This window comes from Deinococcus planocerae (assembly GCF_002869765.1).
Taxonomy (GTDB): Bacteria; Deinococcota; Deinococci; order Deinococcales; family Deinococcaceae; genus Deinococcus; species Deinococcus planocerae.
This window is the reverse complement of record NZ_PNOR01000021.1, coordinates 43,949-66,601: the sequence shown is the minus strand read 5'-3', so window position 1 is coordinate 66,601 and position 22,653 is coordinate 43,949. Positions and strand designations below refer to the sequence as shown.

Below are 22,653 nucleotides of genomic sequence, written 5' to 3'. Positions count from 1 at the left end.
GGCCATGCTGCGCCCGTGCGCTTCCTGCTTCCTCTCCTTCTCGCCTCCCTGCTCGGCGGCGCCGGGGCAGCCTCGTCCCAGGCCCCGGCGGGATACGTCCTCTCCGGGATGCCGCTCGTCCACCAGACCTACAACGCCTGCGGCCCGGCGAGCATCACGCAGGTGCTGGGGTACTTCGGGATCAATGCCAGCCTCGCGGACGTGAGCCGCCTGACCCGCCCCACCGAGCGGTCCTACATGACGGCGCAGGCCATCGTGGACTTCGCGCCGAGGGTGGGCCTGGAAGCCCGGCTGTACCGCGGCGGATCGCTTGAAACTGTGCGTGCCGCGATTCGCGCCCGACTGCCCCTCATCGCCCTGCAATCGCACGTCACCCCGACGCAGGTCATCCCCCACTGGCGGGTGGTGACCGGGTACGACGACGCCCGCGGGCAGGTGTACCTGATGGACCCCCTGCTGGGCTACGTCCTGATGAACTACGCCGATTTCAACCGCGTCTGGGCCGACCACCAGGGGGAGTTCGCGGTGATGTACCCGCCGGGGTGGAGGGAGGCGGTGCGCAGGGTGATCGGGTAGCGGGGGATGCGGCGGCAATTCGGACGAAAGGAGCGAGGGCGACCGGGTGGAATTCCCAGGTCGCCCTCGTCAGGTGTTCGGCTCAGACGGTCACCTCTTGATGTTGAACGCTCCTTTGGCGAGCGTGACACCCTTGTAGGTGATCGTCAGGTCGTACTCACCCACGTTGAAGTTCGTCCTGGTGCTCAGGTTGAAGACGTACTGGTTGGTGGCAGCGTCGTAACGCCAGACCGTCGAGCCTGCGGCGCTGAAGTCCGTCACCTCGAAGGTCTGGTCGGAGGTCCCGACGTTCCGGTAGACCACCGTCATCTTGAGGTCGGAGGCGAGGTCGGTCGCCGCGCCGCCCGCGTAGTTCGGGGCCGTGATCTTGACGGGCACCGTGGAGCCGAGCTTGACGAGGCTCAGGTCGCCGGGCGTGTTCTTCAGCGGGGCGAGCAGGTTGTAGGCGTTCGTGTAGATGTTGCCGAGGGTGACCGTGACACTGTTCGTGACCGAGGCGAGGTTGCCCGCCTGATCCTCGGCGCGGCACGTCACCGGGGTCGTGCCGAAGGGCAGGCTGGTCTGCGAGCAGGTGACGCCGCCCTTGAGGCCGCTCAACGCGTCGGCGACCTTCAGCGGGCTGCTGTCCAGGGTGGCCCCGGCGCCCGAGGTAGCGAGCACCGGGCTGGCGAACGTGCCCGTGATGGTCGGCGCCGTGGCGTCACGCCTCAGGCTCAGCGTGGCGTCGGCCCGGTTCCCCGCCGTGTCGGTGCAGGTCGTCTTGACGGTGCTTCCGGCGGTGTCGGAAGTCAGGGCCGCAATGGCCGTGCAGGTCACGCCGCCACTCAGGGTGTCGGTGCCGCCCGCGGCGAAGGTCACGTCGGTGTTGTACCAGCCGCCAACCTGAGTGCCGCTCGGCGTGATGCCCGCCGTGGGCGCTCCCGTGTCGCGCCTGACGCCAAGTTCGGCATCCTTGCGGTTGCCCGCCGCGTCGGTGCAGGTGGTCTTGACGGTGGTCGCGGCGGAGTCGGTCGTGAGGGCCGCAATGGCCGTGCAGGTCACGCCGCCGCTCAGGGTGTCGGTGCCGCTTGCGGCGAAAGTCACGTCGGTGTTGTACCAGCCGTTCACCAGCGTGCCGCTCGGCGTGATGCCCGCCGTGGGGGCGGTGGTGTCGATCAGGGCGGAGAGCGTGCGCGTGGCCGCATTGCCCGCGTTGTCCCGCACCACGCGGCTCACGAGGGTCGGGGCACTGGGGCTGGCCGACTCGGCGCTCGCGGTGAGGGTGAAGCTGGCGTCGGCGCCGTCGGCGAGGCCCGAGCCGCCGTCGCCCGCCGTGAAGGTGCGGCTCAGGTCGGAGTTACGCCAGGCGTCGTCCGCCACGTTCTCCCCGCTGATGACCGGCGCGGTCGCGTCACGCCTCACGGTCAGCTCGGCCCCCTTGCGGTTGCCTGCGGCGTCCGTGCAGGTGGTGCTCACGGTGGTTCCCGAGCTGTCGACGGTCAGGGCCGGGATGGCCGTGCAGGTCACGCCGCCGCTCAGGGTGTCGGTCCCGCTCGCCGCGAAGGTCACGTCGGTGTTGTACCAGCCGCCAACCTGAGTGCCGCCCGGCGTGATGGCCGCGGTGGGGGCGGTGGCGTCGCGCTTGACGACGAGTTCTTTCGTCGCGGAGTTGCCCGCCGCGTCCGTGCAGGTCGTGCTCGCCGTGTGGCCCGCGTCGTCGCCGGTCAGGGAGGCGGGCGGGGTGCACGTCACGGCGCTCAGGGCGTCGGTGCCGCTCGCCGCGAACGTCACGTCGCCGACGTACCAGCCGTCCTGGCCCTGGGGGCCGCTCGCCGTCAGGGTCAGGGGACCCGGCGCGGTCGCGTCCCGCTTGACCGTCGCGGAGCCGGTCGCGGAATTGCCCGCCGCGTCGGTGCAGATCGTGGCCGCCGTGTGACCTGCGCTGTCACTCGCAAGAGTGGCGGGCTGGGAGCAGGTCACGCCGCCGCTCAGGGCGTCGGTGCCGCTCGCCGCGAACGTCACGTCGCCGACGTACCAGTCGTTCAGCCCGAGCTTGCCGCCCGGCGTGACGCTGGCGGTGGGTTTGGTCTTGTCGATCAACGCGGACAGGGTGCGGCTGGCCGAGTTCCCCGCCTGATCGGTCACGGTCTGGCTCACCACCGTGGGGGTGGACGTGGCCGCCGACTCCGCGCTGGCCGTCAGGGTGAACTTGGCCGGGCTGGCGCCGCTCAGGCCCGAGGTGGCGTCGGAGGCGGTGAATTCGCCGGAGGAGAGGCTGGCGTTGCGCCACTTCTCGTCCACCACGTCCTCACCGCTGATGACGGGCGCGGTGGCGTCGCGCTTGACGGTGACGGACTCGGTGGTGGTGCCCCCGGCGCTCGTCGCCGTGCAGGAGACCTTCATGCCTCCCGTGTCGGTGTCGATCACGGTGGTCGCGCACTCCGGCGTGGTGATCGCACTCTCGCCGTCGGTCACGTTCCACTTCACAGACACGTTGCCCGTGTACCAGCCGTTTTGCCCCGCCGTTCCCGTCACCGTCGGTGTGACGACGGGCGCGGTGGTGTCGCTGGGCTTCGGAATGGTGATGCTGACGACGAAACTGCCGGGGGTGTACGTTCCGCCCCGGCCCGTTCCGGGCACGACGCTGGCCGTCATCGTCACCTCACCGGCGGTCGCGGTGGGCGACACGGTGTAGGGAATGGTGACCCTGTTGTCCGTCCCGCAGCCCCCGACCCGGAACGTTCCGGAGGGGTTGGGAATCTTGGAAGGGTCGTTGGAGGTCAGGGTGACCGTCGCCCTCTCGTTCCCCGTCGCGTTGCAGCCGTTCTGGCCGTCGTTGCTCGTCGCCACCAGATAGAAAGACGGATTGCCAGTCGCCCCCGGCACCTTGGACACCTTGCCCCCGACCACGAGGTCGTTGGTTCCCTGGACGGGCGTCACCACGTCGAGCGCCCCGAGAGACGGACCGCCCATCTGCCCCGGCGAACGGGCACCCACCCCCTCCGTGGGCGTGGGCGACTGGGAACAGGCCGCGAGACTCAGAGCCAATAAAAACCCACCAACTGTTCGACGCATCGCGCCTCCTCCTGGGGGTCGGTCTCACCACTCGCTCTGGCCCTCCCAGGTGACCGGGATACAGAAGGGCCTTCATCGCCTCCCCACTCTTAATGAGATGTTTGATGTTAACCGGAGTGCGACCTTCTTCATAGATAATTCAGGTCTCTCATTCCCCGCTGTGGGCCCAATTGTCTAGATATCCACAGGCGGATTGCAATCGGTCCCACACTCTGGTTCGAGCTCGATAAACAACAGAGTCTTCACCTTTTGACCGAAGAGGCAGCCTTCGTCTGGGAGGGCTCTCCCGGCCCGGTACGGTCGGACCCCTCGCGCGGCAGGCAAGGCCCGGCGGCCACCGACTCATGCGGGCGTCCGGTCACCTCAGTGAAGGCTCACCCGCTGGCTTGGAGAGTCAGGAGACGTTCGTTGGCGTTTCGCGGCGGGGCAAAGGGGGTGGAGGGAATGAGCAGCCTCACTCGAAGAACTGCCCTTCCTCCTGAAGCACTTCCCCGTCCACGCTCAACCGCCCGCCCGCCCGCAGGTCGGTGATCAGGTCCCAGTGGATCGCGCTCCCGTTCACCCCGCCCGTCTCCGGGTAGGAGCGGCCCAGGGCGAGGTGGACGGTGCCGCCGATCTTCTCGTCGAAGAGGATGTTGCCGGTCGGCGTCTGGATGCCCTCGTTCGTGCCGATGCCGAGTTCCCCGAGCCGCCGCGCGCCGGGGTCGGTGGCGAGGGCCGCGTGCAGCACGTCCTCACCCTCCTCGGCGCTCGCCTCCACGACCTCGCCCGCCCGGAAGACGAGCCGGGCCCCGCGCACCATCCGCCCGCTGTACCCCGCCGGGACGGTGAAGGTCACCACGCCCTCGGCGCTGTCCTCCAGCGGCCCGGTGAAGACCTCGCCGCTCGGCATGTTGCGTTTGCCGTCGCTGTTCGCCCAGGTCCTCCCGCCGACTCGCAGGGTGAGGTCGGTGCCGGGCGCCTCGATCCGCACGCGGTCGGCGCGGGTCAGGCGCTCGATCAATTTCGCCTGCCGCTCGCGTACCTCGCCCCAGGCGGCCACCGGGTCGGGGCGGTCGAGGAACATCGCGCGCATGACGAAGGCGCCGAATTCGTCTTCCGTCATCCCTGCCTGGGCGGCGGCGTGGGCGGTGGGGTAGAGGGTGAGGCTCCACTTCTTCCTCGACCGGGCGGCGGCAATGGGCGCGCGGGCGGCGGTCAGGCGGGCGAGCCCGGCGGCGTTCCCGTCCGTGTCCGGCTCGGGGGTCAGAATCCGCAGGCTGCCGTCGAGCGCCTCCACGTCCGCGAGGTCGGCGGGGTGGGCAGAGTCGAGCACGTCGCCTTGCCCGAAGGCCGCGAAGTCGTCGTCCTGGCCGGGGTAGTCGAGCCGGACCACCGGACGGGCGCCGCGTCTCAGGAGGGCCCGCGTCACCTCCCGCACGAGGGGGACGGCCTCGGTGCCGCCCGCGACGAGCAGCCGTTCGCCCACGCCCGCCGTCAGGCAGTAGTCGGCGAGCAGGGCGGCGTGACGCTCGGGGTCGTACTTGAGGGGGCCCGCTGGATTGGTCTGCACGCGCCCGAGCGTACCACCGAAGCCGCCCGGTATCCTGGCCCCGACATGACGGCCACGTCCGACTCCCACAAGCCCAGCCCCCCGGGGCTCGACCCGCTGAACACCGCCACCCTGACCATCACCTGCCCGGACCGGGGGGGCATCGTGGCCGCCGTCTCGCAGTTCCTCCACAACCATGGGGCGAACATCATCCACTCCGACCAGCACTCCACCGATCCCGCGGGCGGCACCTTCTTCATGCGGATGGAGTTTCACCTCGACGGCCTCGACCTCGCGCGCGGGCCCTTCGAGCGGGCTTTTTCCATCGTCGTCGCCGAGCCCTTCGGCATGGACTGGCGGCTGAGCTACACCACCCAGCCCAAACGCATGGCGATCCTGGTGAGCAAGTACGACCACTGCTTCCTCGACCTGCTGTGGCGCAAGCGGCGGGGCGAGTTGAACGTGGAGATTCCCCTGATCATCTCCAACCACGAGGAGTTGCGGCGGGACGCGGAGATGTTCGGCATCCCCTTCCACGTCGTGCCCGTGACGAAGGAAAACAAGGCGGAGGCCGAGGCCGAGCAAGTGCGGCTGATGCGGGAGGCCGACGCCGACTTCGCCGTCCTCGCCCGCTACATGCAGATTCTCTCGGGCGACTTTCTGAGCGGCTTCGGGCGGCCCGTTATCAACATCCACCACTCCTTCCTGCCCGCCTTCATCGGCGCCAACCCGTACCGGGCGGCCTTCAACCGGGGCGTCAAGCTCATCGGCGCGACGAGCCACTACGTGACGGAAGAACTCGACGCCGGGCCGATCATCGCCCAGGACGTGATTCCCGTGACCCACCGTGAGACGCCCGACACGCTGATGCGCCTGGGCCGCGACGTGGAACGGCAGGTCCTCGCCCGCGCGGTGAAGGCCCACGTGGAGGACCGGGTGCTGGTGCACGGGAACAAGACGGTGGTGTTCTAGCGGGCGTTACTTCAGGCTCTTCATCGCCGCGTCGAGCTGGGACGCGTACCTGGGATAGAGCGCCTTGGTCACGTTGGCGGTGACGAGGAGCGTCCCCTTCCCCTCTCGGGTCGCCCGCAGGTGATTGTAGATCGGCTGGTCCAGGCCGTCCACCCAGAAGCGCAGGACGATCCAGTCCCGGTTTCCCACGCGTTCGATCCCGCGCCCCACCCAGCGGAAGCCCGGCGTTCCCTGCACCGAGCGCTCCAGCACCGCCTGCACGGGCGCCAGATCGCCGGGTGGCAACTCGACGTCCCGCAGGGCGAAGGCGATGTTGACCGCCCAGCTCGGGCCGGGGGTGGAGTAGACGGAAGCCGGGGGAGTGCCCCCGCGCGAATACTTGAGGGCGATCACATCGGCGGGCATGGGCACGAATCCCGCCGGGAGGGCGAGGCTCACGCCCGTGCCGGGGACGGTGACGCGGGTGTCGGCGGCCTGCGAGGCGAGGAGCAGGGCGGCGAGACCGGGAAGCAGAACGTTCATGGCGAGACCTCGGGGGTGAGGGGGGCGAACTGGGACGGCCCGCTCACTCTACCGGGTGGCGTTTTCGTGTGGCCGTGCCCGGCCTCCCGCCCTAGTTCAATTCCCGCGCCTCCAGCGGCAGGGAGCCCAGCAGCGCCTCCAGGCGGTCGAACAGGGTCGGGGCGTCCAGCGCTTCCTCCCGCTGCTCGGGGGTGAGGGGCAGCAGGGCGGCGGCGAAACTGGCGATCAGGAGGGGAGCCTGGGGGGCGTTTTCCAAGATCGCCTCGGCGCTGCCCGGGTGCAGGCGCACCACGCCCGAGAGCAGGTGCCGGGCGAGGGCGTCCACGGCGGACTCCTCCAGGGGGCCTGGCTCCAGGGGGGACACGGCCACGTCGGCGCTGAGGTAGGTGTGCGACAGGTCGAAGTCCTGCACGCTGAAGCGCTCGCCGCCCACGACGAGGATGCTGCTCGTGCCGTCCTCGTGGCGCTGGGCGCGGGTGACGTGCGCCAGGGTCCCCACCCGCGAGACCCGCTCATGGAAGGGCAGGGGCGACTCCTCGCTCGACCAGCGGATGCGGACGATGCCGAAGGGCTCCCCACTCTCCAGCACGCGCCCGAGCAGCTCCCGGTAGCGGGGCTCGAACACGTACAGCGGCAACACCTGTCCCGGAAACAGGACCAGGTTGGGAAGGGGGAAAAGGGGCACCTGCATCTCGCTGCCCATCCTGCGCTCATCCCGGGAGGCTGACCTGGGCGGGGATCACACAAGCGCGGCTATAAGCGAGCTTTCTGACTTCTGCGGTCATGAAAGCCGGGCGGCAGGGCCACCCTCACCCCTCCGTCCCGGGAAGCGCCGGAGGGCGGGGCCTGCGTCTGCGTTTCGGCTCGGGCGGCGGGGGCGCCCCCCACCCCGCCAGTTGCTCCGGCGTCACCCCCAGCGCGAGGAGGTGGGCGCTGTCCTGCGGGGTCAGCCCCGCGCCTGCGAGGAGGTCGGGCCGCCGCATCAGCGTCCGCGCGAGGGCCTGCTGCCGCCGCCACTCGGCCACCGCGCCGTGATTTCCGCTCCTGAGGACCTCCGGCACGCCCTGGCCGCGCCACTCGGGGGGCCGGGTGTACTCCGGGTAGTCGAGCAGCCCGCTCGAGAAGGAGTCCGCCCGGTGCGAGTCCTCGTCGCCGAGCACGCCGGGCACGAGCCGCGCGACCGCCTCCAGCACGCAGGCCGCCGCCGCCTCGCCCCCCATGGTCACGAAGTCGCCGACGCTCAGCTCCCGCGTGACGAGCCCCTCCACCCGCGCGTCGAAGCCCTCGTATCGCCCGCACAGGAAGGCGAGGTGCGTCTTCGTGGACAACTCCTCCGCCGTGCGCTGGGTGAAGGGCTCCCCGGCGGGCGTGAAGAGGATCACCTCGTCGGCGGGGGGGAGGCTGGAGAGCGCCCGCTCGGCCACGTCCACCCGGATCACCATGCCCGCGCCGCCGCCGTAGGGCGTGTCGTCCACCTTCGCGTGCCTGTTTCCCGCAAAATTCCGCATGTTGACGAGGTTGACGTGAACCAGCCCCCGCGCCGCCGCCTTGCCCAGAATGGCCTCCGAGGCGAAGGGCGCGAGGAGTTCGGGAAAGAGGGTGAGGAAGGAGAAGGTCAGCATGACGGGAAACGGCAGAGGGTCAACGCGCCTCCTCCGCCCCCTCCCCGAGCAAGCCCCCCGGCGCATCTTCGGTGAGGGCGATGGTGGCGGGCCTCCCCGTCTCTCCCGGCTGCACGACCACGTAGGGCGCCTGCAAGGGCACGAAGTCCTCCCCGCCCGGGTGGGTGACGACGAGGAGGTCCTGGTGCCCGCCGTCGAGCACGTCCCGCACCTCGCCGAGCCGCGTTCCGTCCGCCCCCAGCACGGGCAGGCCGCGCAGCTCGTGGTAGTAGTAGCTCCCCTCCTCCAGCTCGGGCAGGTCGGCGTCGGCGGCGAAGACGTTGAGGTCCCGCAGCGTCTCCGCCCCCTCGCGCGTGGTGATTCCGGCGAGGTGCAGGGCCACGCCGGGCGGCACGGACTCGGCGCGGCGCACCCGCAGCCAGCCCCGGCCCTCCACCCACACGCGCGGCAGGCTCAAAAGGTGCGCGGGGTCGCCGAGCACGTATACCTTCACCCCGCCCTGCACGCCGTGAGGGCCCAGGAAGTACCCCAGCCGCGTCGTGTCCCCGGGTGCCGTCATGCCCCACCCTTCACGACTTGCGCGGCGCGTCGAGGTCCACGTTCACGCGCTCGCGGGGATCGCTCGCCGCGCGCACGAGGGTCCGGATGGCCTGGATCACGCGCCCCTGCCGCCCGATCAATCGCCCCTCCTCGCCGGGTCCGACGCGCACGACCACGGTCGGCCCGCGTTTGGAGGCGCGCACCAGCGAGGGCTGGTCCACCACGCTCTGCGCCAGAAAGAGCGTCAATTCCACGGGGTCGGTCTTCATGGGGCGCATTGTAGAGGGTGAGTGGGAAGAGGTCAGTGGGAGCGGGAGCCTGAAGCTCAGGCTCCTGCTTTGCTGTTCTCCACTCACCACTTCCCACTGACCACTCACCAAAAAAGAGGCCCCCACAGGAGCCCCTTCCTCGTGTTCTTGTTCGCCTCAGCCGAGCTTAACGCCCTGCGACTTGAGCAGGCGGCGGGCGGTCTGGGTGGGCTGGGCGCCCTGGGCGAGCCAGTAGGCCGCGCGCTCGGCATCAATCTTCAGGTAGGTCTCGGTCTTCTTGCGGGGGTCGTAATGGCCCAGGCTCTCGATGTAGCCACCGTCGCGGGGACGGCGGGCGTCCGCGACCACGATGCGGTAGTGGGGGTTGTGGGTGGAGCCGAAGCGGGACAGGCGAATCTTGACCATGTTGGGAAGTACCTCGGGTTGGGGGTGGTGAGGGTGGTCTCCCGCCTAGGTCGCGGGGATCATGCGCCCGCAGCAGCCAACCGGAAGCGCACCGAAGGAGAGTATCAGAGAGGAGGGGGAGGAGCAAGGGGGTATGGTGGCCGGGTGTTTGAAGTCGAGATCATCCGCTTTACATCAGGCCGTAGGCTTGAAAACCTCAGCTTCGAGAGTGAGGCGGAAGTTCTTGAAGCTATTCAACCGGTGGGCGACCCACCCACTTTTTACGCTTTCAATCGTGTCAAAGGGCGTTTGAGTCTTAGCTTCTTCATGGTTTGGTTTAGTGGCGACCGGGCGTTGGTACGACTCGATAAACACAGAGAGCATTATGCAACCGACTCGGCTCTTGGGACTTCCGACGCCGATGAGGTCATTTTCGATGATGGCACAGAGGTTTTCACCCGGCGTTGGGATGAAACGGTAACGCGTGAGCAGGCGCAAGCAGCCTTTAGCCATTGGCTGACGACTGGCGGTCGTCTTGAAAGCCTTGCTTGGTCGTAGGCTTGAACGAACGAAGACGGTCCTTGCGCCCTCCCCTCAAAACGGCGGCGCCACCGGCCTCCTTGCCCCCCCACTTACGCTGTTGACCTGAAAGGCCATCCGCCCCGGCCCGAAGATGGGGCTGCCGCCCACCGAGCCGAGGGGGGTGCCGCGGGCGACCCGCTCCCCCACACCGACCCGCGCGTCTTGCAGGCCGAAGTAAGCGGTGACGGTGGGGCCGTGGTCGAGCAGGACGACCCACCCCAGGCTGGCGTAATAGGTCGTGGCGATCACGTTGCCGTCGAGCGCGGCGACGGCGGGGGTGCCGTCCGGGGCGCCGAGGACCACCCACTGCGCCCCGTTCGCCCCGTAGGGCTGGGTGACGCTGCCGCCGGGAAGGGGAAAGCCGACCGGGCCGCTGACGCTGGGCAGGGGCGCGAGTTGCCGCTCGACCTGCGCCGCTTCCTGCTGCACCTGATCCTGCCGCTGGGCGAGGGCTTCCCGCTCGCTGCGCAGTTGCGCTTCCCGCTGGCGCTGGGCGGCGAGGGCGGCTTCACGCGCTGCCTGGGCGCGTGCCTCCGCCTGAGCGCGGGCACGGGCCTCGGCCTCTGCGCGGGCGCGTTCGCGGGCGAGGCGGGCCTGACGTTCCTGCTCGGCGCGCACCCGGGCCAGCCGCAGGGCCTCCTGCCGGGCGCGCTCCTGGGCTTCCCGGATGCGGCGCAGCTCGGCCTCGCGGCGTTGGCGCTCCTCCTCCAGGCGGCGGCGGCGTTCGGCCTCCAACCGGGCGCGCTCCCTCACCACGGCGCCCACGAGGCCGTCGATGGTCCGGGCCGTGAGGGCCTGCTCGGCCTGCGTCTGCGCGGCGAGGGTGCGCTGGCCCTGCTCGCTGCGGCGCAGGGAGGCGAGGAGGGTCTGCTGCTCGGCGCGGCGGTCGCGCAGGTCTTCCAGGCGGGCGAGGCGCCGGGTTTGCAGCCCCTGGAGGGTGGCCGCCTGCTGCCGCTCCTGCGCCTGCTGCGCCGTGAGCGTCTGCACCGCGCCCCGCAGCGTCTCGATCACCTCGATGTTGTGTTGCCCGGCGAGGTTGGCGTACCGCAGCCGGATCAAGAGGTCCGAGAGGTTGGCCGACTGCGACAGGAGCTGGAGATACCGCCCGCTGCGTTCGCGGTAGAGCGCGTCGAGCAGTTCGCGCACGTCCCCCTGAAGCCGGACCACCCGCCTCTCGGTGAGCCCCCGCTGGGCCGTCGTGTCCGCGAGCTGCCGCTCGGCGAGGGCCACCCGGGCGGCCAGGACGGCGGTCTGGTTTTCCAGGTCGGCGACGCTTTCCGCCAGCGTGTCGAGCCGGGTCAGGGTCTGCCGCTGCTGGGCCGTCAGGTTCTGGATGTTCGCGCGCAGGCGTTCGAGTTCCTCCCGCTGCCCCGCACCCAGCCGCCGCTGCTGTTGCAACTGCCGCTGCAAGCTCTCCAGCCGCTCGCTCGTCGTCTGCGCGCCCGCGAGGAGCGCCGCCGAGAGGAGCGTGGGCAAGGCCCAGCGGGGTCTCATTCGAGTTCCCGCAGGTAGCGGCGCGACGCGAAGAGGCTGCCGAAAAAGCCGATCACGACGCCCAGCCCCCCCACCGCCGCCAGGATAGGGAGCAGGGTGGGCAGGTCCCGCACGACCGGGAACACGGGCGCGAACACCTGCACCCGCCCGGCGAGTTCGAGGTACATCGGGGTCAGCAGCGCCAGGGCGAGCGCCGCCGCCGTCACGCCCAGGATCAGCCCCTCGATGACGTGTGGCATCCGGATGAAGCCCCGCGTCGCGCCGAGCAGCCGCATCACGCTGATCTCCTGCCGCCGCGCGTACATGGCGACCCGCACGGCGTTGAGGATGTTGAACAGGGTCCCGAGCAGCAAGAGGCCCACGAGCGCGTACCCCGCCCCGCGCACGGCGGTCAAGGTCCGCACCGTCTGGTCCACGTACCCGGCGCCGTACTCCACGTCCTCCACCCCGGCGAGGGTCCCCACCGCCCGGGCGACGGCGCGCGAGTCCTCCACCCGCGAGACCCGCATCCGCAGCGTGTCGGGAAAGGGGTTCCCGGCGAGTTCGGCGGCGTCGCGCGCGTAGGGGTAGTCGCGCGTCATCTCGTCGAGGACCTGTTCGCTCGTCACGAGCGTCGCCTCGCGCACCTGGGGCAGCGCCCGCACCTGGGTCAGCAGCAGCGGCCCGTCTGCCCCCTCGCGCAGGAAGGCCGCCACCTCGACCTGCGATTCGAGCTGCGCGAGCGTCCGGTTCACGTTCAGCGTGAGCAGGAGGACGAAGCCCAGCATCAACAGGGTGAGGGTCATCGTCATCAGCGTGGCGAAGGTGGCCGTGAGGTTGCCCCGCATGGCGAGGAGGGCCTGGCGGAGGTGGTAGGTCATGGGGCGCCTCCGGCGTGGCGGATGGCAGATGGCAGAAGGCAGATGGCTAAGGCTTCTCCGGCCTTCCGCCTTCTGCCTTCCGCTTTCTGCACGCCCAGCGTCCTCACAGCGCGTACCCCCCGTACGGATCGTCCCGCACCAGCTTCCCTTTTCGCAGGGTCAGCGTCCGGTGCCGGAAGGTCTCCACGAGTTCGCGGGCGTGCGTGGCGACGATGACGGTCGTCCCCCGCAGATTGACGTTCTGGAGGACCTTGAGGACCTCGCGCCCGTTCTCGGGGTCGAGGTTGCCGGTGGGCTCGTCGGCGAGCAGGAGGGGCGGGTCGCTCACGATGGCGCGGGCGATGGCGACGCGCTGCTGCTCGCCCTGGGAGAGCTGGACGGGCAGGGCGTGCTTCTTGTGCTCCAGGCCCACGATCCGCAGGGCCGCGTTCACCCGGGGCGCCCACTCGCGCTGCGGCACGCCCGTCACGCGCAGGGTGAAGGCCACGTTGTCCTGGGTGTTGAGGTGCTCCAGCAAGAGGTTTTCCTGAAAGACGGTGCCGATGCGGCGGCGCAGCAGGGCGGTGCGGCGGCCCCGGTAGCGCGCCAGGGGCTCGCCGACGACGCGGATTTCTCCACGGGTGGGCAGCGCGCGCTTGAGCACCAGATTCATGAAGCTGCTCTTGCCTGCCCCCGAGTGGCCCACGAGGTACACGAACTCGCCCTTGCCCACCGTCATGGTGAGGTCGTCGAGCGCGAGGGTGCGGGTCACGGGGTACTCCAGCGTCACGTGGCGGAACTCGATCATGCCCGCCCTCCGGAGAAGGCAGCGCGGCGGAGCGGAGGAAACGGTCGCGTCATGCTCGCGGCCCAGGATAGCCCAGCGTCTTCAGGAAACCGTGAAGACCCCCTCATGACGAAGGCCCCCACCGAGGGGGGGCGAGGCTGGTGACAGGGGACTCAAACGGCCTTCACCCCACCGCCCTATCCTGAACGCGTGAACCGCAAACGCATGACGCTCGTGGCGGGAGCGCTCGCCGCCACCGCCGCCGTGGGGTACGCCCAGCTCGGCGGGTACTCCGAATCGGAACTCACCCGGTCCAAGACGGGCCAGTCGCTGCTTCAGGTTCTGGGCAGCCTCGACCGCTTCTACCTCTACAAGGTGGATGACGAGAAGGTGCTGCGCGGGGCGATCAACGGGGCGCTCGGCAGCCTCGACGACGAGTTCACCTACTACTCGGAGCCCGCCGACAACGCCATCGACGCGCAAAACCTGGCCGGGGAGTTCTACGGCATCGGCGTGACGCTGGTCGGCGCCAACCCCGACGGCACGGGCGGCAAGGTGGACAACGTGTTCAAGGGCGGGGCCGCCGCGAACGCCGGAGTGCAGATCGGCGACGTGTTCGTGAAGATCGGCGACACGGAAGTCCTGACGAGCAAGCTCAACGAGATCGTGCGGCTCGTGCGCGGCCAGCGGGGCACGAATGTGGCGGTGACCTTCGCCCGGAACGGCAAGCCCTACACGGTGAGGATGGAGCGCCAGCCCGTGACCGTCGTCAGCGTGGAGCAGACGGTGCTGCCGGGGGGCATCGGCTACATCGGCCTGAACACCTTCTACAACGAGAAGGCGAGCGAACAGTTCCGCGCGGCAGTCGCCGACATGAAGCGCCGCGGCGTGCAAAAGCTGATCCTCGACCTGCGTGACAACGGCGGCGGGCTGCTCAACGCGGGCGTGGACGTGGCCGACCAGTTCCTGGGAAGCGGCAACATCGTCAGCCTGCGCGACCGCAGCGGGCGCACCGAGGTGTATGGCCGCGCGACCCGTCAGGCGGGCGACTACACGGGCAAGCTCGTCGTGCTCGTGAACAAGAACAGCGCCAGCGCGAGTGAGGTCGTGGCGGGCGCGCTCCAGGACGTGAAGCGCGCGACCGTCGTCGGCGAGCAGACCTTCGGCAAGGGCGTGGCGCAGCTTCCCTTCGAGACGGCGGACGGCGGCAAGGTCGCCATCGTCAACAGCGAGTGGCTGACCCCCTCGGGCCGCCAGATCCACAAGAAGGGCATCACGCCCGACACGGTGATCACCGACACCCGCTACACCACGCCCCTGAACTTCAGCGGCAGCGGCCTCACGGCGAACGCGAAGCTCACGGTCACCGTGGACGGCAAGCCCGTGACCGTCACCGCCGACAAGGACGGCAAGTTCACCTACACCGCCGAGGTCAAGCGCCCCACCCGCTCGACCACCCAGGGCGAGGCCGTGGTGGACACGCAGGGCGACGCGATCCTCAAGAAGGCGGTTGAGCTGCTTCAGTAAGCGGTCAGCCGTCAGCAGGGCGCCTCATTTCACTGGGGCGCCCTCGCTGCTTGGGTCTGGCGGCTGAGAGCTGAAAGCTCCTTCAGTCCCACTCCCACTCCCGCCAGTCGCTGGGTCTCGCCTCGCGGCTGGCCGTTTTCCTGACCTTCGCGGCGTCGGGGGCCGGGTACCACGGGTAGGTGGCGGCGAGTGAGGCGTGTAAGCGATCCATGAGCAGGGCGCGCAGGGTCGCTTCCTCCGCTGCCGTGACCTTCTCGATTCCGCCCGTCAGGTGGGTGAGGGTGGCCTCCAGCCCGGGGAGGTGCGGCTCGCGGGCGAGGCGGACGGCGCCCTTGCGCAGCGGCCCGGGGTGGACGACCGGGACGTAGGTCGCGGCGGCGGCTTGCAGGAGGGCGGCGCGTTCGGCCTGCCGGGTCGCCCTCCTGCGCTCGGCCCGTTCGCGGGCGTCGGCGGCGCGGGCCTGGGCGACGAGGAAGGTCTCGTCCCGCTCGGCCTCCACCACGCGCTCCTCGCGGTAGAGCTTGACGGGTGGGAGACGGCGGCGGCCCATCTTCAGGCCGTTCTCGCGCTTGGCGTCGTGTTCGCCGAGGAACTTCTCGATCAATCGCGGCGTCCAGCCCCGCTCCTTGAGGTCCTGGGTCGCCAGGAAGCCGGGCGGGTTGAGGGGCGGCGGGCCCTTGGGCCTGGGCGACTTGGACGGGCGCGGGCTCATGACCGGGACGGGGCAGACAGGTGGGGGGCCCTCACCCCCTTACCCTACCGCCCCGCGCCCGCCTCCCACTCCCGCCGCAACAGGTCGAGGCGCACGCTGTCGAAGCGCTCGCCGTTCACCACGCGGGCTTCGCGCACCCGCAGACACTCGCGGAAGCCCACCCGCCGCGCGGCGCCCATCATCCGCTCGTTGCCGCTCCAGGTCGTGACGGTGACGACGTGCGCGTCCGTCCAGGTGAAGGTGTCGGCCACCCAGCGCCTCAGCGCCCGGGTGCCCACCCCGCCGCCCCAGTGCCGGGGGTCGTAGATCAGGATGCCCAGGTCCCACCAGCCGCCGCCCTCCGGGGGTTCCTCCGAGCGGTTGACCATGCCCACGCACTCGCCGTCCACGTCGATGACCTGCTCGTCGGGGTCGGGCGGGGTCTCTGCGAGGTGGGCGACGTACGCCTGCATCGTTTCCGTCGTGGTGTCGGCGTGGAAGTACGGCGCGTCCCAGCAGCGCCACTCGGCCCCCGGGTCGGTGAGCCAGCGGGTGAGGACCGGCAGGTCGCCGGGTCGTCGGTCGCGCAGGGTGACGTGGAGGGAGTCGGACGACATCGGGCCCACCATGCCACACTTTGGACCGGAGTCCGGGCCCGCGCGGTCATCTCACCTCGCCCAGGCTCCCGTGGACATGCCTCCGGGAGAGCGCGGCGACGGACCAACCCCTACCCGCAGCGGAAGGGAATGGGAATCGGCCCGCAGCAGCACAGCCCCCGCACGCGCGGCCCGTCCGTCCCGAGGGCGAGGGGCGAGCCCGAATGCAGGGCGCGGTGGGCCGCCCGGCAGGTCCCGAAACGGGCGGCGACGCGGGCGCGGCCCCCAATCACCCCGTCCTCGCGCACGATGCGGGCCACCGCCGCCGAGCACGACTCGCCGCCGTGGAGTGCGGCGTGCGCGCAGCGAAAGCCCTTGTGGGGCGAGAGCCGCCGCCGGTAGAGGCCGATACCGAGGAGGGTGAGGCGGTCGAGCGGGGTCATGCCCCACCGTAACGGGTGCGCGGCGGCCCAGGGGGGTGAGTCAACCGACGGTGAAGCCGGGAGGCGCCTGGGCTCAGGTCTGCTCCAGGACGAGGTGCCGGGACCTCCCCCCGCCGCCCGGTCCTCCTGCTCGGCGAGCGGGCCCGCGCCGCCACCGCCAGCCTGTCGAGGCACAGCTCGCCCGGCGTAGCCCCGGGGTCGATGCGGCCTTGGAGACCCAGGGCCCGCCGCCGTTCGCGGAGGAGGCGGGCGCCTCCGAGCCCGGGTCGGCGACGGCCAGCCCCGGCGCCCACGCGCCCCCATGAGGGCGAGCCCGATTTCCCCGAGGGTCGCCTGCATGAGCGGCACGGCGAAGGAACGGTCGGGGCGGTTCTGCCCGGACCGCACGGGAGAGGCCGAAAGGTGAAGGCGCGCTCATCGTGCCCGGTCGGCAGGACCCATCCGGCGGGCCTACGGTGCAGCCATGCCCCTGAAACCGGACCTGCCCCTTCCCGAATCCGGAGCCCGCCGCGTGGGCTTTGCCATCGTCGGCCTCGGGCAGCTCAGCGTGGAAGAACTCATCCCCGCCGCGCGCACGAGCGAGCACGCGACGATCAAGGCCCTCGTCACCGACGACGAGGAGAAGGGCCGCGCCTACGCCCGGGCGCTCGACCTCACCGAAGACGACGTGTACACCTACGAACGCTTCGAGGACCTGAAGGAACGCGAGGACGTGGAGGCCGTCTACATCGTCTTGCCCAACAGCCTGCACCGCGACTTTACCGAGCGCGCGGCGCGGATGGGCAAGCACGTCCTGTGCGAGAAGCCGCTCTCGGTCAACGCACAGGAGGCGCAGGCGATGGTGGACGCCTGCCGGGCGGGGGGTGTGCTGCTGATGACCGCCTACCGTTGCCAGTACACGCCCCAGCACTGGGCCGCCCGCGAGGCCGTGCAGAGCGGGCGGCTCGGCAAGGTCAAGCTCCTCGATAGCGTCCACGGCCAGTCGGAGGACGACCCGGAGGCGTGGCGGATGCGGCTGGACCTCGCGGGTGGCGGTCCCCTTCCCGACGTGGGTATCTACAGCCTGAACACGGTGCGCTTCGTCCTCGGCACCGAGCCCGAGTGGGTCTTTTCCACCCTGCACCAGCCGGAGGGCGACGAGCGCTTCCGCGAGGTCGAGGAGTCGGTGAGCTTCATGCTGGGCTTTCCCGGCGGAGTGGTCGCCAACTGCCTGACGAGCTACGGCATCCACAAGACGGCCACCCTGCGCGTCCTCGGCGAGGAGGGCACGGTGCTGATGGACCCCGCCTTCACCTACCAGGGCCTGAGCCTGACGATCTCCGACCCGCAGGGCGACTTCCAACCCAAGCTCCCCGACGAGGACCAGTTCGGGTTGGAGTTCGACCACTTCGCCCAGCGGGTGCGCGACGGCAGGGCGCCGTGGACCCCCGGCGAGGAGGGCGTGCAGGATCACCGCGTCATGGACGCGATCTACGAGAGCGCCCGCACGGGACAGGTCGTGCGCCTGACCCCCGTGCCGGGCCGAGACGCTTTCCGGGGCGAGAAGCCCGAGGCGGCGGGGCAATAGACGGGTCAGAAGGGGTGGACGTGCTGTGGCGCGGCGTGGGCCCGCGCGGGGAGAGCCTGGAGCACCTGCGGCTCGAGCCGTCGCGGGCGCGCGGCACGGTGATCGCGCGGGCGGGCGGCGGGGTCTTCACCCTGGGCTACGTGGTGGAGATCAGCCCGGAGGGCCACCCCCGCCTGACGACCCTGCGGGTGGTGGACGGCCCCACCCTCCAGTTGCGCCGGGCCTGGGACGGCGGTTGGAGCGATGCCCACGGGCGGCCCCTCCCCGAGCTGACAGGCTGCACGGACGTGGACATCCAGGCCACCCCCTTCACGAACACCCTGCCCCTGCGCCGCCTGAACCTGCCGGTGGGGTCGGGGGCCGTCGTCCTCGCCGCGTGGGTGGGGGTGCCGGAGCTGGGGGTGCGGGCCGTCCGGCAGCGGTACACCCGGTTGGGAGAGCACACCTACCGTTACGAGAACCTGGAGAGCGGGTACGCGGCGGAGCTCACCGTGGACGCGGCGGGCCTCGTCACCTCCTACCCGGGCGCGTTCGAGCGAGTGCAGCCGGGCCCTCAGTCTTAACGGAGGCGCAAGCCGCGAAACCGGCAAACCGGCGTCATCCCCCACAACCGCGCCCGCTCCCGCCCGCCAGAATGCCCGCCATGCTGTTCGGTGGGGGAGACGTGTGCATCGTGGGGGGCGGCCCGGCGGGGATGATCCTGGCCCTGCTCCTCGCGCGCCAGGGCATCCCCGTGACGGTGCTGGAGGCGGCCCGCGATTTCGAGCGCTCCTTCCGGGGCGATACTCTTCACCCCGCGATCATGGAACTCCTCGCGCAGCTCGGCCTCGCCGCGCCCCTGCTGCGCCTCGCGCACACCCGCGCCCACCGCGCCCGCTTCATCACGCCCGCGCGCACCCAGGTCATCGCCGACTTCTCATGCCTGCGGACCCCCTATCCCTACCTCACCGTGATGGCGCAGGCCCGTTTCCTGACCTTCCTCGCCGGGGAGCTGGGGCGGTACCCCCACGCCCGCGTCGTCATGGGCGCGCGGGTCGAGGGCCTGCTGGAGGAAGGCGAACGGGTGACGGGGGTGCGCTACCGGCAGAACGGGACGCTCCACGACCTCCCCGCGCGGCTCACGGTGGGGGCGGACGGGCGGTTTTCCAAGGTGCGCGCCCTCTCGGGCCTGACCCTGCGGCGCCTCTCGCCGGGGCAGGACGTGCTGTGGTTCGCCCTGCCCCGGCGGGAGAACGACCCCGGCGGCAGCATCGACCTGCACCTCGGCGGTCCCCACTGCATCGTCACCACCGACCACGGCGAACGCTGGCAGGTGGGCTACTCCATCCGCAAAGACAGCTACGCGCAGGCCCGGGAGCGCGGTGTCGCCCCCATCCGGCAGGCGGTGGCCGAGACGATCCCCTGGCTTTCCGACCGGGTGGGGCTGCTGACCGAGTGGGCCCAGTTGCACCTCCTCGCGGTGGAGGTGGCGCGGGTGCGGCGCTGGTGGCGTCCCGGGCTGCTCGTGATCGGGGACGCGGCGCACCCCATCTCCCCGATAGGAGGCCTGGGCATCAACATGGCCGTGCAGGACGCCGTGGCGGCGGCGAACGTGCTCTCGGGTCCCCTGCGCTCGGGGCGGGTGCGGCCCCGGCATCTCGCGCGGGTGCAGCGGGGCCGCGCGTGGCAGATCGCCGTGCTTCAGGCCCAGCAGGTCATCCAGGAGCGCGAGGTGGTGGGCATCCACGCCGGGGCCCAGCTCCATGTGCCGACCACCCTGATTCGGGTGCTGCACGGCCTGCCCGGGCTGCGCCACCTGCCCGGCTACGTCACGGCGTACGGCTTGAAGCCGGTGCGGCTGCACCCGCGGTGGGCGGTGGAGCGGGTGTGAGGGTGAGCACCCACGATCCATACCTGACAGAGAGGCAAGCCGTCCGAGACATGTTCTTTTGCTCCTCCCCCTTGAGGGGGGAGGCTGGGAGGGGGTGAACCGAAGCGGCGTTTCGGGCCAGCGGGCAGGGGAAAGGCATCTTTTTGTCGATTGAGTTGGTCACACGCCCCCTCACCCCGGCCCTCTCCCGCAAGGGGAGAGGGAGAAGGCGATCACGCCGTCCCGAAGTTGAACCCCTCCCCCTCCGAGTCCACCGTCACCGCGCCGCCATCCTTCAACCGCCCGAACAGCAGCTCGTCGGCCAGTGGACGCTTCACCCGCTCCTCGATCACGCGGGCGAGGGGCCGCGCGCCCATCTGCGGGTCGTAGCCGAGCTTGGCGAGCAGGGCGCGGGCGGCGGGCGTGACGGTCAGTGAGACGCCCCGCTCGCCCAGTTGCGCCTCCAGTTGCCGCAAGAACTTGTCCACCACGCTCTCCATGACCTCGGGTGCGAGGGGGCGGAAGTGGATCACCGCGTCGAGGCGGTTGCGGAACTCGGGGGTGAAGGTGCGCTTGACCGCCTCGGCCTCCTCGCCCGCGCGGCCCTCCCGAGAGAAGCCCAGGGCGGGACGCGAGGCGTCGGCGGCCCCGGCGTTCGTCGTGAAGATCAGGATCAGGCCGCGACCGTCCACCTTCTTGCCGGTGTGGTCGGTCAGGGTGCCGTGGTCCATCAGTTGCAGGAAGAGGTTGTACACGTCCGGGTGCGCCTTCTCGATCTCGTCGAGGAGGACGACCGCGTGCGGGTTCTTCGCCACCGCGTCGGTGAGGAGCCCGCCCTGGTCGAAGCCCACGTAGCCGGGAGGGGCGCCAATCAGCCGCGCGACCGTGTGCGCCTCCTGGTACTCGCTCATGTCGAAGCGCGCGAGGTGGATGCCGAGCCGGTCGGCGAGCGCGCGGGCGAGTTCGGTCTTGCCCACCCCGGTCGGCCCGGCGAAGAGGAAGGCCCCCTGCGGCTTCTGGGGGTCGCGCAGCCCCGCCCGCGCGAGCTTGACCGCGCTGGCGACCGCGTTCACGGCGGCGTCCTGCCCGAAGACCCGCCCCTTCAGGTCCGCCTCCAGCGTGGCGAGCGAGAGGGCGTCCTCGGCCTTTACGGCGCCGACGGGCACGCGGGCCATGCGGGCGACCGTCGCCTCGATGTCTTCTTCGGTGATCTCGCCGCCCTGGCCGGTGGAGGAGCGCGCCGCCCCCGCCTCGTCCAGGACGTCGATGGCCTTGTCGGGCAGGAAGCGGTCGCGCAGGTGCCGGGCAGAGAGGCGCACGGCGGCGTCCAAAGCCCCCTCGGTGTACGTCACGCCGTGGTGAGCGGCGTACCCCGGCGCGAGGCCCCGCAGGATGGCGAGGGCGTCCTCCTCGGACGGCTCGGGCACATCCACGGTCTGGAAGCGGCGCCACAGGGCGCGGTCTTTTTCCAGGTAACGCACCTCACCCGGCGTCGTCGCCCCCAGCACCCGCAGCCGTCCCCGGGCCAGCGCAGGCTTGAGCAGGTTCGCCGCGTCCACGCTGCCCCCCTCGGTCGCCCCGGCGCCCACCAGCGTGTGCAGCTCGTCGATGAAGAGGACCGCGTTCTGCCCGTCGAGCGCCGCGAGGACGGCTTTCAGCCGCTGCTCGAAGTCGCCCCGGTAGCGGGTCCCGGCGAGGAGGGCCCCGAGGTCGAGGGCGTAGACGGAGGCCCCTTTCAGGAACCCCGGCGCCCGCCCGTCCGCCACCCGCTGCGCCAGCCCCTCGGCGAGGGCGGTCTTGCCCACGCCCGGCTCGCCCACCAGGACGGGGTTGTTCTTGACGCGGCGGGCGAGGATGTGGACGACACGCGTCAGCTCCACCTCGCGCCCGATCACCGGGTCGAACTCTCCGGCCCGCGCCCCGGCGGTGAGGTCGGTTGCGTAGGCTTCGAGGGGGTTCTGGGCGGTCTCTGCTCCCTCCGTGTCCGGCTCGGGATCCACGCCCCCGGTGCGGCGCTCGCGCTCGCGGCCCGCCACCTTGGCCGCGCCGTGGGAGACGTACCCCAGCACGTCGAGGCGGGTCACGCCCTGCGCCTCCAGGGCCGCGCGGGCGGGGGAGTCCTCCTCTTCGAGCAGTTCGACGAGGACCCGCGCCCCGTCCGCCTGCTCCTTTCCCTTGCCGCTGGCGTGGAGTTGCAGCACGGCGCCCTGCACGACCCGGTGCACGCCCAGGGTGAAGTCGGGCTCGGCCCCCGGCACGGACTCGTACTCGGCGAGCACGTCCTCCAGGTCGCCCCGCAGCCGCTCCACATCGGTGCCGACGGCGAGCAGGGCCTCGCGCGCCTCGGGGTCGTGGGTCAGCGCCAGCAGGAGGTGTTCGAGGGTGACGTACTCGTGCCCAGCCTCGCGGGCGTAGTCGGCGGCTCGCCCGATGGTGACTTGCAGGTGGTCTCCGATCATTTCCGCTTCCTCACTCGCCCGGCTCCGGCTCGGCGACGACCATCAGGGGGTGACCCTCGCGCCGCGCGTGGGCGGTCACCTGGGCGACCTTCGTCTCGGCCACGTCGCGGGTGTAGACGCCCGCCACCCCCTGCCCCTTGTGGTGGACGGCGAGCATGATGAGTTCGGCCTCGGACCCCGACTTGCGGAAGTAGCGCGTCAGGACCCGCACCACGAAGTCCATCGGCGTGTAGTCGTCGTTGAGCAGCAGCACGCGGTAGAGCCGGGGCCGCTGCGTCTGGTTCTGGGTCCCCGTGCGTTCCAGCGTCCCGGTGCGCCCGCCCGTCTCGTTGTCCCGGCGCGTCATGCG

23 protein-coding genes are annotated in these 22,653 nt (G+C 70.9%); 7 read left to right on the top strand and 16 right to left on the bottom strand.

All coding sequences use genetic code 11. The features are described 5' to 3' along the window. The first annotated feature begins 15 nt into the window (after positions 1-15). Positions 16-576 carry a C39 family peptidase gene (locus A7B18_RS13245; protein WP_102127166.1) on the top strand — a complete coding sequence of 187 codons (561 nt, stop codon included), beginning with the start codon at positions 16-18 and terminating at the stop codon, positions 574-576. A 90-nt stretch (positions 577-666) separates the two neighbouring features. Here A7B18_RS13245 and A7B18_RS13240 read toward each other — a convergent pair whose 3' ends face one another. Further along, complete coding sequence (locus A7B18_RS13240; protein WP_146009540.1) at positions 667-3,552, bottom strand: beta strand repeat-containing protein; 2,886 nt, start codon at positions 3,550-3,552, stop codon at positions 667-669. 532 nt (positions 3,553-4,084) lie between these two features. Then, a complete protein-coding gene (locus A7B18_RS13235) occupies positions 4,085-5,182 on the bottom strand; it encodes an aminopeptidase (protein ID WP_102127164.1) in 1,098 nt (365 codons plus the stop codon). A gap of 45 nt (positions 5,183-5,227) precedes the next feature. Here A7B18_RS13235 and purU point away from each other — a divergent pair, with 45 nt between their 5' ends. Next, entirely contained in the window at positions 5,228-6,133 is a 906-nt protein-coding gene (gene purU / locus A7B18_RS13230; protein ID WP_102127163.1) for a formyltetrahydrofolate deformylase, read from the top strand. A 6-nt stretch (positions 6,134-6,139) separates the two neighbouring features. On the opposite strand, the gene A7B18_RS13225 is transcribed toward purU, so the two are convergent. The 6 genes from A7B18_RS13225 to rpsP form a co-directional block, all read right to left on the bottom strand. Next, the gene (locus A7B18_RS13225; RefSeq protein WP_102127162.1) at positions 6,140-6,655 is read right to left on the bottom strand and encodes a hypothetical protein; all 516 of its coding nucleotides are present in this window, start codon (positions 6,653-6,655) and stop codon (positions 6,140-6,142) included. 91 nt (positions 6,656-6,746) lie between these two features. Further along, complete coding sequence (locus A7B18_RS13220) at positions 6,747-7,346, bottom strand: LON peptidase substrate-binding domain-containing protein (RefSeq protein WP_102127181.1); 600 nt, start codon at positions 7,344-7,346, stop codon at positions 6,747-6,749. A gap of 118 nt (positions 7,347-7,464) precedes the next feature. After that, positions 7,465-8,277, bottom strand: coding sequence for a tRNA (guanosine(37)-N1)-methyltransferase TrmD (gene trmD, locus A7B18_RS13215; RefSeq protein ID WP_102127161.1), 813 nt, complete (start codon positions 8,275-8,277; stop codon positions 7,465-7,467). Positions 8,278-8,296: 19 nt separating this feature from the next. Then, complete coding sequence (gene rimM, locus A7B18_RS13210) at positions 8,297-8,836, bottom strand: ribosome maturation factor RimM (RefSeq protein ID WP_102127160.1); 540 nt, start codon at positions 8,834-8,836, stop codon at positions 8,297-8,299. Positions 8,837-8,846: 10 nt separating this feature from the next. Beyond that, positions 8,847-9,086, bottom strand: a complete 240-nt coding sequence (locus A7B18_RS13205; protein WP_180970155.1) for a KH domain-containing protein — start codon at positions 9,084-9,086, stop codon at positions 8,847-8,849. Positions 9,087-9,242: 156 nt separating this feature from the next. Then, positions 9,243-9,491, bottom strand: a complete 249-nt coding sequence (rpsP, locus tag A7B18_RS13200) for a 30S ribosomal protein S16 (RefSeq protein WP_102127158.1) — start codon at positions 9,489-9,491, stop codon at positions 9,243-9,245. A gap of 144 nt (positions 9,492-9,635) precedes the next feature. On the opposite strand from rpsP, the gene A7B18_RS21465 reads away from it, so the two are divergent. Next, positions 9,636-10,028: a hypothetical protein gene (locus tag A7B18_RS21465; protein WP_146009539.1), complete on the top strand. Its 393-nt coding sequence runs from the start codon at positions 9,636-9,638 to the stop codon at positions 10,026-10,028. A gap of 36 nt (positions 10,029-10,064) precedes the next feature. Here the strand turns inward: A7B18_RS21465 and A7B18_RS13195 are convergent, their stop codons facing one another. From A7B18_RS13195 to ftsE, 3 genes are all read right to left on the bottom strand, one after another. Beyond that, complete coding sequence (locus A7B18_RS13195; protein WP_245872873.1) at positions 10,065-11,528, bottom strand: murein hydrolase activator EnvC family protein; 1,464 nt, start codon at positions 11,526-11,528, stop codon at positions 10,065-10,067. A 14-nt stretch (positions 11,529-11,542) separates the two neighbouring features. Continuing rightward, on the bottom strand, positions 11,543-12,406 hold the full coding sequence (locus A7B18_RS13190; protein ID WP_102127156.1) for a cell division protein FtsX: 864 nt from the start codon (positions 12,404-12,406) through the stop codon (positions 11,543-11,545). A gap of 103 nt (positions 12,407-12,509) precedes the next feature. Continuing rightward, a complete protein-coding gene (gene ftsE, locus A7B18_RS13185) occupies positions 12,510-13,193 on the bottom strand; it encodes a cell division ATP-binding protein FtsE (RefSeq protein ID WP_180970154.1) in 684 nt (227 codons plus the stop codon). 189 nt (positions 13,194-13,382) lie between these two features. On the opposite strand from ftsE, the gene A7B18_RS13180 reads away from it, so the two are divergent. Continuing rightward, positions 13,383-14,699 carry a S41 family peptidase gene (locus tag A7B18_RS13180; RefSeq protein ID WP_245872872.1) on the top strand — a complete coding sequence of 439 codons (1,317 nt, stop codon included), beginning with the start codon at positions 13,383-13,385 and terminating at the stop codon, positions 14,697-14,699. Between the two features lie 82 nt (positions 14,700-14,781). On the opposite strand, the gene A7B18_RS13175 is transcribed toward A7B18_RS13180, so the two are convergent. The 3 genes from A7B18_RS13175 to yidD form a co-directional block, all read right to left on the bottom strand. Further along, positions 14,782-15,411: a hypothetical protein gene (locus A7B18_RS13175; protein ID WP_102127154.1), complete on the bottom strand. Its 630-nt coding sequence runs from the start codon at positions 15,409-15,411 to the stop codon at positions 14,782-14,784. A 44-nt stretch (positions 15,412-15,455) separates the two neighbouring features. Next, on the bottom strand, positions 15,456-16,007 hold the full coding sequence (locus A7B18_RS13170) for a GNAT family N-acetyltransferase (RefSeq protein ID WP_102127153.1): 552 nt from the start codon (positions 16,005-16,007) through the stop codon (positions 15,456-15,458). A 110-nt stretch (positions 16,008-16,117) separates the two neighbouring features. Then, positions 16,118-16,429 (bottom strand): membrane protein insertion efficiency factor YidD, encoded by a 312-nt coding sequence (gene yidD, locus A7B18_RS13165; protein ID WP_102127152.1) that lies wholly within the window; start codon positions 16,427-16,429, stop codon positions 16,118-16,120. Between the two features lie 463 nt (positions 16,430-16,892). Here yidD and A7B18_RS13160 point away from each other — a divergent pair, with 463 nt between their 5' ends. The 3 genes from A7B18_RS13160 (at position 16,893) to A7B18_RS13150 (ending at position 19,866) form a co-directional block, all read left to right on the top strand. Then, a complete protein-coding gene (locus A7B18_RS13160; RefSeq protein WP_102127151.1) occupies positions 16,893-17,996 on the top strand; it encodes a Gfo/Idh/MocA family protein in 1,104 nt (367 codons plus the stop codon). A gap of 20 nt (positions 17,997-18,016) precedes the next feature. Then, the gene (locus A7B18_RS13155; RefSeq protein WP_102127179.1) at positions 18,017-18,559 is read left to right on the top strand and encodes a putative glycolipid-binding domain-containing protein; all 543 of its coding nucleotides are present in this window, start codon (positions 18,017-18,019) and stop codon (positions 18,557-18,559) included. Between the two features lie 80 nt (positions 18,560-18,639). Continuing rightward, complete coding sequence (locus tag A7B18_RS13150) at positions 18,640-19,866, top strand: FAD-dependent oxidoreductase (protein ID WP_180970153.1); 1,227 nt, start codon at positions 18,640-18,642, stop codon at positions 19,864-19,866. 212 nt (positions 19,867-20,078) lie between these two features. Here the strand turns inward: A7B18_RS13150 and A7B18_RS13145 are convergent, their stop codons facing one another. Next, positions 20,079-22,304: an AAA family ATPase gene (locus A7B18_RS13145; protein WP_102127149.1), complete on the bottom strand. Its 2,226-nt coding sequence runs from the start codon at positions 22,302-22,304 to the stop codon at positions 20,079-20,081. 10 nt (positions 22,305-22,314) lie between these two features. Beyond that, complete coding sequence (gene clpS, locus A7B18_RS13140; RefSeq protein ID WP_102127148.1) at positions 22,315-22,650, bottom strand: ATP-dependent Clp protease adapter ClpS; 336 nt, start codon at positions 22,648-22,650, stop codon at positions 22,315-22,317. Positions 22,651-22,653 lie beyond the last annotated feature (3 nt).

Coding starts and splice junctions, on each gene's coding strand:
- A7B18_RS13150 (WP_180970153.1), top strand. CDS start 18,640: ATGCTGTTCGGTGGGGGAGACGTGTGCATCGTGGGGGGCGGCCCGGCG.
- A7B18_RS13145 (WP_102127149.1), bottom strand. CDS start 22,304: ATGATCGGAGACCACCTGCAAGTCACCATCGGGCGAGCCGCCGACTAC.
- yidD (WP_102127152.1), bottom strand. CDS start 16,429: ATGACCCCGCTCGACCGCCTCACCCTCCTCGGTATCGGCCTCTACCGG.
- A7B18_RS13225 (WP_102127162.1), bottom strand. CDS start 6,655: ATGAACGTTCTGCTTCCCGGTCTCGCCGCCCTGCTCCTCGCCTCGCAG.
- trmD (WP_102127161.1), bottom strand. CDS start 8,277: ATGCTGACCTTCTCCTTCCTCACCCTCTTTCCCGAACTCCTCGCGCCC.
- A7B18_RS13190 (WP_102127156.1), bottom strand. CDS start 12,406: ATGACCTACCACCTCCGCCAGGCCCTCCTCGCCATGCGGGGCAACCTC.
- rimM (WP_102127160.1), bottom strand. CDS start 8,836: ATGACGGCACCCGGGGACACGACGCGGCTGGGGTACTTCCTGGGCCCT.
- A7B18_RS13175 (WP_102127154.1), bottom strand. CDS start 15,411: ATGAGCCCGCGCCCGTCCAAGTCGCCCAGGCCCAAGGGCCCGCCGCCC.
- A7B18_RS13160 (WP_102127151.1), top strand. CDS start 16,893: ATGCCCCTGAAACCGGACCTGCCCCTTCCCGAATCCGGAGCCCGCCGC.
- purU (WP_102127163.1), top strand. CDS start 5,228: ATGACGGCCACGTCCGACTCCCACAAGCCCAGCCCCCCGGGGCTCGAC.
- A7B18_RS13220 (WP_102127181.1), bottom strand. CDS start 7,346: ATGCAGGTGCCCCTTTTCCCCCTTCCCAACCTGGTCCTGTTTCCGGGA.
- A7B18_RS13205 (WP_180970155.1), bottom strand. CDS start 9,086: ATGAAGACCGACCCCGTGGAATTGACGCTCTTTCTGGCGCAGAGCGTG.
- clpS (WP_102127148.1), bottom strand. CDS start 22,650: ATGACGCGCCGGGACAACGAGACGGGCGGGCGCACCGGGACGCTGGAA.
- rpsP (WP_102127158.1), bottom strand. CDS start 9,491: ATGGTCAAGATTCGCCTGTCCCGCTTCGGCTCCACCCACAACCCCCAC.
- A7B18_RS13170 (WP_102127153.1), bottom strand. CDS start 16,007: ATGTCGTCCGACTCCCTCCACGTCACCCTGCGCGACCGACGACCCGGC.
- ftsE (WP_180970154.1), bottom strand. CDS start 13,193: ATGATCGAGTTCCGCCACGTGACGCTGGAGTACCCCGTGACCCGCACC.